Annotated in this window: 18 protein-coding genes; 4 read left to right on the forward strand and 14 right to left on the reverse strand. The window is 74.8% G+C overall.

Annotated elements, in window-relative coordinates; translation table 11 throughout:
• Positions 1-207: 207 nt before the first annotated feature.
• The 3 genes from ASD33_RS07665 to ASD33_RS07675 all read right to left on the reverse strand — a co-directional run bounded on the left by ASD33_RS07665 (position 208) and on the right by ASD33_RS07675 (position 2,262).
• The gene (locus tag ASD33_RS07665) at positions 208-1,119 is read right to left on the reverse strand and encodes a hypothetical protein (protein ID WP_056555455.1); all 912 of its coding nucleotides are present in this window, start codon (positions 1,117-1,119) and stop codon (positions 208-210) included.
• Positions 1,120-1,123: 4 nt separating this feature from the next.
• On the reverse strand, positions 1,124-1,705 hold the full coding sequence (locus ASD33_RS07670) for an RNA polymerase sigma factor (protein ID WP_056555457.1): 582 nt from the start codon (positions 1,703-1,705) through the stop codon (positions 1,124-1,126).
• Between the two features lie 80 nt (positions 1,706-1,785).
• Positions 1,786-2,262 (reverse strand): hypothetical protein, encoded by a 477-nt coding sequence (locus tag ASD33_RS07675; protein WP_056555460.1) that lies wholly within the window; start codon positions 2,260-2,262, stop codon positions 1,786-1,788.
• Between the two features lie 144 nt (positions 2,263-2,406).
• Between ASD33_RS07675 and ASD33_RS07680 the strand changes: the two genes are divergently transcribed.
• On the forward strand, positions 2,407-3,090 hold the full coding sequence (locus ASD33_RS07680; RefSeq protein ID WP_056555463.1) for an adenosylcobinamide amidohydrolase: 684 nt from the start codon (positions 2,407-2,409) through the stop codon (positions 3,088-3,090).
• A gap of 100 nt (positions 3,091-3,190) precedes the next feature.
• Here ASD33_RS07680 and ASD33_RS07685 read toward each other — a convergent pair whose 3' ends face one another.
• The 7 genes from ASD33_RS07685 to ASD33_RS07715 form a co-directional block, all read right to left on the reverse strand.
• Positions 3,191-3,898, reverse strand: coding sequence for an alpha/beta fold hydrolase (locus ASD33_RS07685; RefSeq protein WP_347232261.1), 708 nt, complete (start codon positions 3,896-3,898; stop codon positions 3,191-3,193).
• A gap of 226 nt (positions 3,899-4,124) precedes the next feature.
• The gene (locus ASD33_RS07690; RefSeq protein WP_056555469.1) at positions 4,125-4,826 is read right to left on the reverse strand and encodes a DUF6230 family protein; all 702 of its coding nucleotides are present in this window, start codon (positions 4,824-4,826) and stop codon (positions 4,125-4,127) included.
• Positions 4,823-5,554, reverse strand: coding sequence for a hypothetical protein (locus ASD33_RS07695; RefSeq protein ID WP_242426860.1), 732 nt, complete (start codon positions 5,552-5,554; stop codon positions 4,823-4,825). The genes ASD33_RS07690 and ASD33_RS07695 overlap by 4 nt, the downstream gene beginning before the upstream one ends.
• Entirely contained in the window at positions 5,551-5,949 is a 399-nt protein-coding gene (locus ASD33_RS07700; protein WP_056555473.1) for a DUF6114 domain-containing protein, read from the reverse strand. The genes ASD33_RS07695 and ASD33_RS07700 overlap by 4 nt, the downstream gene beginning before the upstream one ends.
• Positions 5,943-6,728: a DUF6230 family protein gene (locus ASD33_RS07705; protein WP_056555476.1), complete on the reverse strand. Its 786-nt coding sequence runs from the start codon at positions 6,726-6,728 to the stop codon at positions 5,943-5,945. Before ASD33_RS07705 ends, ASD33_RS07700 begins: the two co-directional genes overlap by 7 nt.
• Positions 6,725-7,279: a DUF6114 domain-containing protein gene (locus ASD33_RS35720; RefSeq protein ID WP_056555479.1), complete on the reverse strand. Its 555-nt coding sequence runs from the start codon at positions 7,277-7,279 to the stop codon at positions 6,725-6,727. The genes ASD33_RS07705 and ASD33_RS35720 overlap by 4 nt, the downstream gene beginning before the upstream one ends.
• Before the next feature lie 164 nt (positions 7,280-7,443).
• Complete coding sequence (locus ASD33_RS07715; RefSeq protein WP_056555482.1) at positions 7,444-8,124, reverse strand: DUF6230 family protein; 681 nt, start codon at positions 8,122-8,124, stop codon at positions 7,444-7,446.
• A 190-nt stretch (positions 8,125-8,314) separates the two neighbouring features.
• On the opposite strand from ASD33_RS07715, the gene ASD33_RS07720 reads away from it, so the two are divergent.
• Positions 8,315-8,914: a TetR family transcriptional regulator gene (locus ASD33_RS07720; RefSeq protein WP_056555485.1), complete on the forward strand. Its 600-nt coding sequence runs from the start codon at positions 8,315-8,317 to the stop codon at positions 8,912-8,914.
• Positions 8,915-8,948: 34 nt separating this feature from the next.
• Here the strand turns inward: ASD33_RS07720 and lepB are convergent, their stop codons facing one another.
• Both lepB and ASD33_RS07730 read right to left on the reverse strand, forming a co-directional pair.
• Positions 8,949-9,557, reverse strand: a complete 609-nt coding sequence (gene lepB / locus ASD33_RS07725; RefSeq protein ID WP_056555489.1) for a signal peptidase I — start codon at positions 9,555-9,557, stop codon at positions 8,949-8,951.
• 106 nt (positions 9,558-9,663) lie between these two features.
• Positions 9,664-10,836 (reverse strand): AraC family transcriptional regulator, encoded by a 1,173-nt coding sequence (locus tag ASD33_RS07730; RefSeq protein ID WP_199863472.1) that lies wholly within the window; start codon positions 10,834-10,836, stop codon positions 9,664-9,666.
• A 220-nt stretch (positions 10,837-11,056) separates the two neighbouring features.
• Between ASD33_RS07730 and ASD33_RS07735 the strand changes: the two genes are divergently transcribed.
• Positions 11,057-11,458 (forward strand): Rieske (2Fe-2S) protein, encoded by a 402-nt coding sequence (locus tag ASD33_RS07735; RefSeq protein ID WP_056555496.1) that lies wholly within the window; start codon positions 11,057-11,059, stop codon positions 11,456-11,458.
• On the opposite strand, the gene ASD33_RS07740 is transcribed toward ASD33_RS07735, so the two are convergent.
• Positions 11,445-12,179, reverse strand: a complete 735-nt coding sequence (locus ASD33_RS07740) for a cysteine hydrolase (protein WP_056555500.1) — start codon at positions 12,177-12,179, stop codon at positions 11,445-11,447. The genes ASD33_RS07735 and ASD33_RS07740 overlap by 14 nt on opposite strands.
• Before the next feature lie 77 nt (positions 12,180-12,256).
• On the opposite strand from ASD33_RS07740, the gene ASD33_RS07745 reads away from it, so the two are divergent.
• Positions 12,257-12,718, forward strand: coding sequence for a pyridoxamine 5'-phosphate oxidase family protein (locus ASD33_RS07745; RefSeq protein WP_056555504.1), 462 nt, complete (start codon positions 12,257-12,259; stop codon positions 12,716-12,718).
• 67 nt (positions 12,719-12,785) lie between these two features.
• Here ASD33_RS07745 and ASD33_RS07750 read toward each other — a convergent pair whose 3' ends face one another.
• Entirely contained in the window at positions 12,786-13,688 is a 903-nt protein-coding gene (locus tag ASD33_RS07750; RefSeq protein WP_056555507.1) for a LysR substrate-binding domain-containing protein, read from the reverse strand.
• Positions 13,689-13,696: the final 8 nt, after the last annotated feature.

Genomic DNA, 13,696 nt, shown 5'->3' on the forward strand with positions numbered 1-13,696 from the left:
TTCCTTGGAAGGTGCATCGTAACCGGGGGTGATCACGGACGAGGGATACGCGGGCCGGGGCCGGCCTCAGCCCCTGCGGACCTCGCGCGGTGCGTGGCTGCAGTGGGAGTGGCCGGGGCGGGCCCGGACCCGCGGCGCGTGGCCCTCGTTCGTCCTGGAACCGGACCGATCCCGCGGATATGAGGGCGAATCGTCATCCAATTCGCCTTAGGTGAAGGGGATGTGTTGCGCATGTGTCTCGACGTGCGCCCGGTTCAGGGCCTGCTGGGGGCCACGGGCGGCCTTCTCCGCGATGTGCCCGGGTACGGGGCGGAGTTCGGCGCCCGGCACGGCCTTCGGCACTGCCTTCCGCGCGCCTCCCGGTGCGGAACCCGGGGCTCCTGTCGGCCCCTTGCCCGGTCCGTCGCCCTGGCCCGGGTACGCGGGAACGTGCCCGCGCCCCTGCTCGTGGCAGGGCGCGGTCTTCGGCGGCCCGCCCTTCGCCTCGGCCTCGGTCCTGCCCTTCGCCGCCTTCTCCGCCGCCCGTCCGTGACACGGGTCCCGTCCTTCGACGGCCGGAAGGGGCGCGGGCCGACCCGCCGAACTCGCGGGTGCGGGCGTCGCGTCGGACGGAGTCGTACCGCCGGAGGGCTTGACGGTCCCCCCGTCGTACGCGGGAACGGGCGTCGACGGTACGGAAGCGGGCTCGTCGTCGAAGCGACGGGGCAGGTCCACGGCGGCGATGGCCACCCCGCCGAGCGTCACGCTCGCGAGGAGCGCGGCGAGGGTCGTCCGCAGGGAGCGCCGGCGGATCCGCCGTACGCCACCGGGGGCCCAGTCGTCGCGGCGGCGCGTCGGCCGGGTCCCGTGCAGACCGGCGTCGCGCGCGGCACGGAAGGCGGCGAGCGCGGCCGCCTCACCCCCGAGGGCGCCGGGGGCACCGGAGGCGCTGGGCGCGCCGAGGCCCTCGGGGCCGACGACGGCCCCGGCGCCCGTGATGTCACCGGCCCCGCCCGGCCGTTCGGCCCGAACGGCCGGATCGGGTCGAACTCCCGGATCGGGCCGCGCGGTGCTCTCGCTCCGCAGCGCGGCCCGCAGGGCCTCCTCCAGACCGTCGTGTCCGCGCTCGTCGGACGTCATCGCGTCACCTCCCTCTTCCCCCGAGTTCCCGGGCCAGCCGCTTGAGTCCCCGGTGCGCGGCGGAACGTACCGCACCGGGGCGCTTGCCCAGAACCCGGGCGGCGGTCGGCCCGTCGAGGCCGACGACGACCCGGAGCAGCACGGCCTCGGCCTGCTCGGGCGGCAGGCCCATGACCAGCGCGACCGCCCGCTCGGTCGAGAGGACCTCCAACGCCTCCCCCGCCGTGTCGGCGGAGGAGGGCAGTTCGAGCGCGTCCTGTACGAGCAGGGCCGGGCGGGGCCGGGACCGCGCCCGGCGCAGATGGTCGAGGGCCCGGTGCCTGGCGATGGTCGCGGTCCAGCCCCGGAACCCCGCGGCGTCGCCCCGGAAGCGGCCGAGGTCGCGGGCTATCTCGAGCCACGCCTCGGAGGCGACGTCCTCGGCGTCCTCCCCGACGATGCCCCGGAGGTAGCCGAGCAGTCCCGGGTAGACGGCGCGGTAGGCGTACGCGAACGCCTCCTCGTCGCCCCGCTGGGCGCGCGCGACGGCCGAGGCGAGTTCCGCGTCGCGTGCGGTGGTGGGCGTGTGCCCCGTCCCCTCGTCCACGCGATCCTCTTCACAGCCCGTGCGTTCGTCGGCCTCCGGCCGCCGCCTTCGGACCGGAACACGGCCATCCTGTCAGACCGTCAGCATCGGCCCGCGACACGGCCGTCGGGCGCGCAGACCCGCCGCCTGCGGGTGTGCGGCGGACGCCGCCCGTGGAGGGTGAGGAAGTACGTCTGCAGGGACTCCCCCGGTCCGATCTCGAAGCGGTTCACCGTCCGGCCCAGCGGGTTCCACACCCGGCCGTCCGGCATGCGCGAGCCGACGGGGTGGGCGAAGACGGTACGGAGCAGGTGGTCCGGCGGAAGGTCCACCCAGACCGCCCCGGCCTCGCGGACCAGTACCTCGCCGACGTACGCCCCGATCGCCAGCAGCGGTCCCGCGACCTCCTCCCGGCCGGCGCCGCCGCGTCTCAGTCCGTCGACGAGCCGGTCGACGACGCGGAGACTGTCCGCGCTGTAGTCCAGCGGAAGCCGTGCCCTCGCGGTGGCGCGTTCCACGAACGCGGCCGCGTGACCCTCCATGTCGGCCGCGGACACCGTCAGGTTCTCGCACTCCATGCGTGATCACCCTTCCCCTTCGTAGCGGCGTCGTTCGCCGGATGATCAAGCGGATGCGGGGGCCGGGACATCACGGCGGGGACGCGTGACGCTGGTCACAGAGCCGGTCGCGGCCCCTCCTCCACCACCCCCTAGGGTGGGCGAGTGCCTTCGCGATCCCTTCTGACCAGCACTTCCCTCGCCGACGCGGCTCTCCTCACGCACACCGAGGGGGGCCGTGACTGGCCGCTCCTGGTGTGGGTGCCCGGGCCCGGCGTCCGCATGGTGTCGAGCGCGGTGCTCGGCGGGGGCATCGGTACGCGCGCGTGGGTCCTCAACGCCCAGGTCCCGCCCGGCTACGACCGCCTCGACCCGGTGGCCCATCTGCGCGAACTGGCCGCCGGAGCAGGGCTCGAAGGGGCGGGCGTGGGTCTGATGACGGCGGCCTCCGTCGCGGACCACCGTCACGCGGCGGACGGCGGGGTGCGGGCCGTGGTGACCGCGGGGATCGGGGTACGGGGCTGGGCGGCGGCGCCCGGGACCGGCGGTGTCGCGGTGCCTCGGCCCGGGACGATCAACATCATCGTGTCGCTGCCCGTGCCCCTCACCGACGCGGCCCTCGTCAACGCGGTCGCCACCGCCACCGAGGCGAAGGTGCAGGCCCTCGTCGAGCTGGGCGCCGACGCCTCCGGTACGCCCACGGACGCGGTGTGCGTGGCGGCGCCCACGGCCGCCCCCGGCAGCGCCGCCGAGCCCTTCGCCGGCCCCCGCTCGCTGTGGGGCGCCCGGCTCGCCCGCGCGGTCCACGCGGCGACCCGGGAGGCCTGCGCGGGGCTGCTCGCGGCCTGAGGCGGGCGCCGCCTCACCCGGCACGCGGTCGCCCGACCCTCAGAGCCGCTCACGGGCGGCCGCTCGACCCGCCGCCCCCGCCCGACTCCCCCGCGCCGCCTCAGCCGTGAGACAGCAGCGCCGCCGTGAGTTCGGCGGCGCGGCGGTGCCAGAGGTGGGCGCCGCGCAGCATCGCGTGGCCTCCCGTCGGCATCGGGATGCCCGCGGCGTCCGCGCCCGCCGCCCGCGCCCTGCGGACGAAGTCCCAGGAGGCGCGGGCCGAGGTGACGCGGTCGGCCTCGTCGTGGAGCAGATAGAGACGCCGGCCGCCGAGGTGGTCCACGGGCTCGTCGGTCGGGCACCAGGGCGCGAGGGCGACGACGCCCCGGACGGCGGGGGCGCCCGCGGCGCGGAGGGCGGCGCGACCGCCCATCGAGTGGCCGAGGAGGACGACGGGCACGGGCCCGGCCAGTTCGCGCAGCCGCAGGAGCGCGGCCTCGGCGTCCCGGGCGGCGTCGGCTCTCGCGCCGTTCCAGCCCCGGTGGCGGTAGCGGACCTCGGCGATCAGCACGTCCCGGCCCCGGACCGCGCGGGAGACGGCGGCGGCGAAGGGCCGCATGCGCAGCGCGGGGAGGTTGACGGCGGGCGGCGGCTCGGGGCCGTCGGCGCGGCCGCCGTGCAGCAGCAGGACGGCGGCGGCCGGCGCGGCGGCTCCGGCGGGCGCGCTGCGGACGAGGAACGCGTCGGGGTCGGCACGACGGGTGCGGCACAGCGTCATCGGGCGCCCGTCCCGCTCCGGCACCGCCGGGGTGGTCGTGGGCGGGGGCACCCGCTCGGGTGGGCCGCGTGTCCGGGCCGCTGCGCCATGGAGGCCTCCAGGAGTCGCTTGCCGCTCCCCCGGTCGAGCGGTCGGCTCACGCGTGGGGGGAGGCGGCCGTGAGGCCCGCAGTCTGCCAGGTCCGGGTGACGGTGCGGTACGGGCCCCGCCCGCCGGGGAGTTCGCGCCGCGGACGCGCCGGTCGCGGTGCTCGGCGCGGACCCGGCGGTCACGGCGCTCACGGCGTTCCGGGTGTCCCCGTGGGTGCCGCCGGGGCCGGGCAGGCGACCGTGCCCGGACGTACCGAGAGGCTGAGCTTCGGGGTGGTGAGGAGGCCGGGGATCTGGAAGTCCTGGGCGGTTCCGACGATCCGGTCGAACTTGGCGTACCGCGCCTGGATGCCGAAGCGGTGCTGCGGACTGTTCAGCGGGTTGGTGACGTACGCCCCGGTGGTGTCCTTGACGGTCTTCACGTCGGCGCCGTTGGTGTTGAGGTCGACGACCCCGTCCATGTCGAGGACGCCGGTGGCGTTCTTGAGGTCGAGGACGGTGTTCTTCGTCCGGATCTCCCAGGAGCCCGGGTTGTCGTCGCCGAGGGTGAGGAGCAGCGTGTACGTGGCTCCCGCGATCTGCTGCCGCTGGCTGAGGCACAGTCCGTTGATCATGCCGTCCGCGAACCCCATGCGGAGCACCCGTACCGTGCCGGTGGAGCCGTCGGGCCGTACGACCGTCTGGTCGACGACGGCGGCGCCGTACTGGGTCCCGTACAGGCTGCTGGTGGTGAAGTCGACGGGCCGGTCCTGGATCCGGAGGCCGACGGCGAGGGCGCCGCTCGCCATCGCGGAGCCGAGCCCGCCGGCCGCCAGGAGGGCGGGGAGGGCGACGAGGAGGGAGCGGCGCCAGTGGGTGCGTCCCTCCGGGGGACGGCGGTCGGGGCTCATGGCGTGGTCACCGTGATGGTTCCGGGGAGGTGGACGGGGTTGTCGGTGGAGTCGAGGGCCGCGTGGTCGTCGACCGTTCGGATCGCGTAGATGTCGCCGGCGAAGTCCTCGGCTCCGGCGGTGAGCGGGATGAGGGAGCCGAAGAAGTCCAGCAGGCCCTGTACGCCGCAGATCTTGACGAGCACGCGGACGCAGACGTTGGAGATGCTGCCCCACATCGTGGTCGTCTCGGCCCTGCCGGCGCTGTCGTACCCGCCGAGCGAACCCTCGTCGGGGACGTCGATGGTGACGGTGTGTCCGTTCGCCCGCTGGGTCACGTTCATGTGCGAGCGGATCTTGAGCTTGGTGAAGGTGTACTGGGTGGTCACCCGTGTGGTGCCGTCGGAAAGCCGTATGGTGACGTTCTTCTGGACGCTCATGGAGACGGCGACCATGCTCGCGATGGTGACGTGCAGCGGGTCCGGGGAGGGCAGGAAGGGCGCGCCCAGCGGTGTCGGCGCCTCGGCCGCCCTGCCGGAGGCGCTGCTCGGCTGCCCCGACCAGACGGCCGTGCCGACCGCGAGGACGAGGGCGGTGGCCACGGCGACCGCCTTGTGCCGGGCCCCGCGCACCGGGACGGCCGTACGGGGGTGCCGGGCGTTCCGGGTCCGGACCGCCGTACGAGGGCGCCGGCCGGCGGCGTTCCGGAGCCGGGCCGCCGTCCCCCGCGGCCGTGTCGCCGCGCTCATACCTCCACCTCGACCGTCGCCGGGCGGCCCCGCGGCCGTCTGGCGCCCCAGCCCACCATCATGGAGCCGCCGAGGATGCCGAGCGCCATGCCGAGGAGGAAGCCGCCGAGGTTGGAGACGACGAGCGAGACGACGGCGAGGACGACGCCGATGAGCCCGAAGGTGTAGCGCTGGGCGGGGAGCGCGAGCGGGATGAGGCCGCAGAGGATCATGCCGCCGCCCACGAGATATCCGGCCACTCCCCCGAATCCGGTGCTCACGATCAGCTGGAGCGAGCTGAGCGAGAACTTCAGGACGGTCCACCCTCCGGCGACGAGCCACACCCCGCCCCAGAACGGCCGCGTGCGCCGGAACGCCCGGAACCACACGTACCCGGTCCTCAGCCGGCTCAGCACGTGGTGGCCTGTCCGGGCACGACCCTGATCTTCAGGTCGGGCAGGACCAGCGCTCCGGCCATCTCGGCGTCGTAGGCGGTGGCATTGAGTCCGTGCAGCCGGATGGAGCTGCCGCCCTCGCCGCCGGCCGAGCCGAGTCCGAACCCGCCGGGCAGCGCGCCGGTGAGGGGCTTTCCGGCCACGGTGACCTGGTCGGCGGACTGGCCGAGCACCGCGTTCTGGAGCGTGGTGGGTCCGTACGCCTGGAGTTCGGTGGCCTGGATGTAGAGGTTCGACGCGTCGATGTCGGTGGTGAAGTCCGTCGGCGGGGCCGCCGTCACCTTCTGGCCGCCGGTCAGGAGCAGCGAGTACGGCACTCCGGCGATCGTCTGGTGGACGATCCCGCACAGTCCGGCGAGTCCGGCACTCGCGAACCCGACGCGCGCCATGGCCGTGTCGGTGCTCGTGGTGCCGTCCGGGCGGCCCACGGAGGGCGTGTTGACGATGGCGCCGAAGCCCGTGCCCTCGACGCCGTTGGACGTCAGGGTGAACGGCTGTCCGGCGACGCTGAAGTTGGCGGCCAGGGCGCCCTGCGCGAGCGCGGTGCCGAGGGCCCCGACGGCGAGGACCGAGGGGACGAAGGCGAAGGCGCCGCGCCCCCAACGGGTGCCGCGCCGGGTGCCGTCGGCCGCCTCGGCGAGCATCCGGGAGTTCCAGTCGGCGGCGGCCCGGGCGCCCGTGCTCCGCATCCGGGCGAGGGACGGGCCGAGGCGCCGGATCCGGGAAGGGTTCGTGGTCATACGGTTCCACTCCCCAGGGAGGCGGCGGGAGCGGCGGTCCCGGTGGCGGGCCGGGTGCGGCGCAGGAGGCCGCCGCGCCGCTTGCCGGGCTTCTCGGGCAGCCAGGCGAAGGCCATGGACCCTCCGAGGACGGAGAGGATCATCCCCACGAAGAGGCCGCCGAGGTTCGACAGCGGGAACGAGGCGACGCCCGCGATCACCGCGATGACCCCTGCGGTGTGCCGCTGGCTCGGCATCAGCAGGACGAGCAGGGCCATCGCCATCAGGACGACACCGCCGGCCATGCCCGCGATCCCTCCCACGCCCACCTGGAGGATCTTGCCGAGGGGGGCCATCGGCAGGAAGAAGATGACGAAACCGCCGAGCCCGGTCCAGACGGCGGCCCAGAACGGCCGGGTGCGCCGCCACTGCCGGAAGGCGGCGCGCGCGCCTCGCGGACGCCCGGGAGGGCCGGCGACCGGCGCGGCCGGGTCGGTGGGCTCGGAGGAAGCGGCCGGGGCGGCCCCGGGCGCGGGCTCGGGTGTCGGCTCGGGCGGCGGATCGGTGGTCATGGAGGCCTCGCAGCTGAGGTCGGTCGGGGAGGGAGCCGGGGCCCCGCGCCCATCCCAAGGCGCGGGGCCCCGGCCCGTGGTGGGGCCGGTGGCGCGTTTCGAGCGGTGGTGCCTGTCGCGCGGTGCTCCGTTTCGGGCGGTCGCGCGCGTGCGATGGGGGCTGCTCAGCAGCCCTTGTCGCCGTGGGCCATGCCGATGGTGAGGTCCGGCAGGGTGATGGCGCCGGAGATCGTGGCGCCGTTGGCGTCGGCGTTGAGGTTCGCGATGTCGGTACGGCCGCCGGTGGCGTCCAGGCCGAACTGGCCCGGGGTGCCGTCGTTGATGCCGGTGCCCTTGATCCCGGCGCCGTCGGCGGCGGCGCCGATGACGTTCGGGGTGGTGTCGCTCGCGTTGAGCGTGGCCGTGGCGGCCTTGAGCGACTGGGCGTCCAGGACGAGCTTGTTGGCCTGGAGTCCGGCACCGGCGACCAGCTGGTCGCTGGTGAGCGGGGTGGCGGCCGCGGGCGAGGAGATGTTGAGCGACCAGGTGCCGAGGCTGCCGATCACCGGGAGGTTGACGGACTGGACGGCGTGGACGCAGATGCCGTCCAGGCCGGCCTTGGCGATGCCGACCTCGGCGGCGCCCTTGGCCCCGCCCGCGTCGATGGTGTGCATGACGGCGCCGATGCCCTGCGGCGCGGCCACCGTCTTCGAGCTGAGGGTGAACGGCACGCTGGTCAGCGAGAGGTTGGCGGCGAGCGCCCCCTGCACCATGGCCGTGGCCATGGCCGCGACGGCCAGCGTGGCGGGTACGGCGAGGAACGCCGATCTGCGCCAGCGGGTCACGCCTCTGGTCTCGTGCTGCATGTGATCTCCAACCGTCGACCCGCGCGGACCGCGCGGGTGGGGAGGTGTGCACAGCCGTGCGTCCCGCGGCCGGATGGTCGGAGACGGATGACACTTTGCGGCTGCCTGTACGAGAATTGGACACTCTCACCTGAAGTGTCAACACTTTGAGCAATCCCGGGAGGAATTCCCGCTGGACTAGGCTTGGCCGATGCCACGGTTCAGGGAGACGGTCCGGACACTGCTGCGCGAGCGCCTGCTCGACGCCGCGTACGAGGCGGTCGCGGACCGCGGCTTCGACAAGCTGCGGATGGCGCACCTGGCAGGAGCGGTCGGCGTCAGCCGGCAGACGCTGTACTCGGAGTTCCCCTCCAAGGAGGCCGTCGGCGAGGCCCTGTTCCAGCGCGAGCTGGAGCGCTGCCTCGTCGGCATCCAGCAGGGCCTGGACGCGCACCGGGACGACCTGGCGGCGGCCGTCGAGGCCGCCGTCGGCTTCACGCTCACGCTGGCGGGCCGGAACCCGCTGATCAGGGCCATGCTGACGAGCACCGGCGAGGACGGTCTCCTCTCCTACCTCACGACCCGGTCGGCGGCGGCCTTCGACCTGGCGACGGCGATGGCCGACGCGTATGTGGCGGAGGCCTGGCCGACCGTCGATCCGGTGGCGCGCGAGCTGGCGGTCGACGCGGCCGTACGGCTGACGGCGAGCCACATCGTCCAGGCCTCCGCGTCGCCCGAGGAATCGGCCCGGCGCATCACGGACACCGCGGTCCGGATCGCACTGAGCACGGGACACGAGCAGCTCCCGTAGGGCCGCCCGCACAGGGGCACCGCCCCCGCTGTCGTTACGGCCCCGGCCCCCGGTACTCCTCCAGGACCGGCCGGTTGCCGAGCTCCCGCGCCGAGGAGACGGGGAAGGCCCGCACGCCGACCCGGCCCTCGACGCGCGCGATCTCGCCCCAGCCGTACGCCCGTGAGTCGTCCGACAGATCGGGGTTGTCCCCCAGATAGAAGAACGCCCCCTCGGGTACGGTCCGCAGCGCGGGCCGGGCCGTCCGGGTGCCCTCCGGGCCGCAGCAGGCCCCCGTGCGCCGCGACTGCGCCGCCCACTGGGGCGCCACCACCCGGAACACGGGCCCCCGGCCGCCCTCCTGAAGGAGGACCTCGAAGGGCTCCCGCGGCGTGGAGACGATCGCGACCCGGTCGCCGGGCAGTCCGATCACCCGCTTCACCAGCAGGCTGTCCTTCCCGGTGGCCCGCAGCAGCACGACGTCGAAGCGGTGCGCCTCGCCCGCCGATCCCGGGGCGACGAGGATCCGGTCGCCCTGGTGGAGGGTGGGCGCCATGCTGGTGCCGTCCACCCGGACGGCGAGGGCGGTCACGGCCACACCGGCGACGAGGCCGAGCAGGACGACGGCCCCGAGGACGGCGCCGGCCGCACGGCGCGCGTTCATCGGCGCCGCAGGGGGTCCGGGGCCCGTCGCGCGGCACCGGACCGGTCTTTTTCGGTCATGGCGGGACGGTAGGACGAGTGGCGGGCGGGCGCTGTGACCGTACCGCTCAGGGTTGTTGACCGTGCCCGTGGCGACCGCTCCCGGGACCGTCGGCCGGGCCGGCCGGATCCGCCGCTCCTCGGGGACGTCCCTGGTACGCCCGGGGTGTCTCGCCCGTCCAGCGCCGGAACGCCCGGTGGAACGCGCTGGGTTCGGAGAACCCGAGCCGGCGCGAGAGCCACTCGATCGACACCCGGCCCGCACGGAGTTCGGCGATGGCGTGATCCCGCCGTACCTGGTCGCGCAGTCGCTGGTACGTCGTCCCCTCGGCGGCCAGTTGCCGGCGCAGGGTCTGCGGGCTGACGGACAGCCGGGCGGCGAGCTGTTCGGGCGTCGGCACGGGGCCGTCGGGCAGGGCCCGCCCCATCAGATGGCGGACGCGGCCGGTCACCGTACTGCCGTAGTCGGCGCACACCAGGACGTCGACAGGAGCGCGGCGGAGGAAGACCTTGAGCGCCGCCGCGTCCCGCAGGACGGGTTCGTCGAGGTCCGCCCGGTCGAAGACGGCCGCCGTGCGGGGAGCGCCGAAGACACAGGGCGCCCCGAACAGCGGGGCGTACTCGTGGGCGTGCCGGGGCTCGGGGTGGACGAACTCGACCCGGCGCAGGCCGATCCGGCGCCGGACGAGCCAGCCCGCGAAGCGGTGCGCGACGAGGACGGTGGACTCGGCGCCGAAGTGGAGGGGGTCGTCGTACCCGGAGAGGTCGAACTCGATCACGGCCTCGTCGAGCCCGCCGACGCCGCCCGCGCTTCCCCCGCCCGCGCCGGGCCCTCCGGAGCCGGCCCCCACCGCGCCGGCCCCGCCCGCGCCGCTCCGCCCCGCGCCGGGCTCGACCAGCCGGAAGCGCGGCCCCGCGGGGAAGAGGGAGTAGAAGGTCTGGGCGCGCCGGACCGCCTCGCGCAGATCGCGGCTGCCGTGGACCACGGCATGGGCCATCATCGCGAAGGTCCCGACCTTGCTGGGCGCACCGCCGAAGCCGATCAACTCGTCGTCCAGGGTGGCCCACAGCATCCTGACGAGCTGTCCGAACTGCTCCGCCGGAACCCTGCCCCGGGGCTCCCGCACGAGCGCGGCGGGCAGTCCGGCGCGGGCGAGGAGCGGCCCCGCCGCGACGCCGCGCCGCTCGGCGCCGAGCAGTACGGCGCGTACGTGGTGGCTGCTGACCGATCGTGTCGGCACCCGAGTCGTCTCCGCCGGCATCCGCGTCGCCCCCGTTCCGGCCGCGTCCAGCCCCGTTTCCTCCCCCGAGGCTGGACACTTCCATCGAAGGATGTCCAGGTTCCGACACTCTACTCAGAACTGTAAGGCTCTCGAAGCGCGCATCCTGTGAACGGGACACAGCTCACAGCCGTACCGTCAGGTGCCGACACACAGCGCATCGAGGGAAGAGGGGCAGTACATGAGCGGAGCGGCACGCCGGACGGTGGTCGCGGCGGCGGGAGGCGCGGGCCTGGCAGCGGCGCTCACCGCGTGCGGGGCCGGCGGCACCGACGACAAGGACGCGGCGCAGCAGGGCGGCACGCTCGCGCGCACCGGGGACATCCCGGTGGGCGGCGGCAAGGTCCTCGCCGACAAGGGCCTGGTGATCACCCAGCCGAAGGCGGGCGAGTTCAAGGCCTTCTCCTCGAAGTGCACGCATCAGGGCTGCGCCGTGAGCGGCGTCAAGGACGGCGTCATCGTCTGCCCGTGCCACCAGAGCCACTTCGACATGTCGGACGGCAGCGTGAAGGCCGGCCCGGCGACCGCACCGCTGCCGCCGGAGCCGATCCAGGTGGTGGGCGAGGAGATCAGCCTCGGGTGACCGAGCCCCCGGCGCTCCCCGCACCTCCGGCTCCTCCGGCACTCCCCGTACCTCCGGCGCCCCCCGTACCCCCGGCGCGCCGGGGCGCCTTCCAGCAGGCGAGGACCTCGTCCGTCGTGGTGATCGTGGCGACGAGCGCGAGGGTGTGACGGATCATCGCGGGGGTGTAGTCGGCCGGCACCCCCGCGATGGCGTCCGCGGGCACGACGACCGTGTAGCCCAGGTTCACCGCGTCGAAGACGGCGTTGGGCACGGCCACGTTGGCCGAGACACCGGTGACGATCAGGGTCCGGCAGCCCAGGTTGCGGAGCAGCGCGTCGACGTCGGTCCCGGCGAGCGGCGAGAGCCCGTGCAGACGCCGGACGACGAGGTCCTCGTCCGCGACCTGGATCGGTTCGGCGATCCGTACCGCCGTGCTGCCGCTGTGCTGCTGCACGGGGAGCCGGGCGGCGGCCCGGAACAGCCGGGCGTTGCTGTTGGCACCGCGCCCGTCGGGGCGCCGTTCCGCGACGGCGTGGATCACCTGGACGTCGGCCTCGTGCGCCGCTGCCACCAGCCGTGCGACGTTCCCCAGGGCTCCCGACGCGCGGGCGACGGCGGCCAGTTCGGGCAGCGCGCTGTCCGGTCCGACGACTCCCTGCTGGCATTCGACGGTGAGCAGCGCGACTCCGCCGTCCGGCCGTATCCACTCCCCGAGCCGTTCTCTCGCACTCTGTCCCATGGCTCTCCCCTTGCACGCGCGCGGATGGCCCCCCATGCTTTCTGACGTCTCATCAGAAATCCAGAAGGGTGCGGACGATGACCGTCGCACAGCGCCGTGGACGCCGGATCATGATGACCCCGGCCGAGCTCGACTCCTTCCTCGCCGAACAGCGCACCTGCCGGGTCGCGACCGTCTCCGCCGACGGCCGCCCGCATGTGAGCGCGTTGTGGTTCGCCTGGGACGGCTCCTCCCTGTGGCTGTACTCCCTGACCCGCAGCCGCCGTTGGGCGGAGCTGCGCGCCGACCCGAGGATCGCCGTCGTGGTGGACGACGGCGAGGAGTACGGCGAGCTGCGCGGGGCGGAGCTCTCGGGCGCGGTCGACTTCGTCGGCGAGGCACCCCGTACGGGCGAGCCGTGTCCCGAACTCGACGTGGTCGAGCGGCTCTTCGCCGCCAAGAACTTCGGCCTCGACGCGATGCCGCACGACGGCCGGCACGCCTGGATGCGCCTCACGCCGGACGCGGTCGCGTCCTGGGACTTCCGCAAGCTGGGGTGACCGCGGCGGGCGGAGCCCACCGGACCCCGGGCGCACCAGCCCCCCGGACTCCCGATCCTCGCGCCCCTCAGCTCGCCAGTGGCTCCGCCGCCGCCCGCAGCGCCCCGACGACGGCCCGTACGGAGGGGCGGCGCCCGGCGTCGGCGCGCCAGGTGGCGTAGATGTGGCGCCGCACCTGCTGTCGTACGGGCACGAACACCACACCCTCCGGCACCGGCCGGCCGAGCCGGGGCGTCACGCAGACGCCGAGTCCGGCGGCGACGAGCGCCAGCTGGGTGTGGTGCTCGCCCGCCAGGTGCCCGATGCGCGGCTCGATGCCCTGGGAGCGCAGGGTGAACATCAGCCAGTCGTGGCAGAACTCGCCCTCGGGCCAGGACACCCACTCCTCGTCGGCGAAGTCCACCAGGTCCACCGCGTCCCGCCCCGCGAGCCGGTGCCCGGCGGGCAGGGCGACATCGGCGGAGTCGTCGAGGAGGTGGGCGCGCTCCAGGCCGCCCGGCACCGGCGCGCGCTTGTTGCTCCAGTCCAGGACGACCGCGAGGTCCGCGTCGCCGCGCAGCACCGCCCGCACGCCCTGCTCCGGCTCCAGTTCCGTCGTACGGACCCGGAGATCGGGGTGTCCCGCGCGGAGGGCGGCGAGCGCGGCCGGGAAGAGCCCCCGGGCCGCCGTCGGGAAGGCCGCGGCCCGCACCTCGCCCACCACCTGGCCGCGCTGGGCCTCGATGTCGGCCTGGGCCAGCTGGACCTGGGAGAGGATGCGGGCGGCGTGCTCGGCGAGCAGCAGTCCCGCGTCCGTGAGCCGGACGCCCCGCCCGTTCTTGGCGAGCAGCTGCTGCCCCACCTCGCGCTCCAGCTTGGACAGCTGCTGGGAGACGGCCGAGGTGGTGACGTGCAGCCCGTCGGCCGCTCCGCTGACCGAACCGTGCCGGGCGAAGGCGTCGAGGGTGCGCAGGCGCTCCAGATTCAACATGTAAGCGA

It is taken from the genome of Streptomyces sp. Root1304 (genome assembly GCF_001426405.1).
GTDB lineage: Bacteria > Actinomycetota > Actinomycetes > Streptomycetales > Streptomycetaceae > Streptomyces.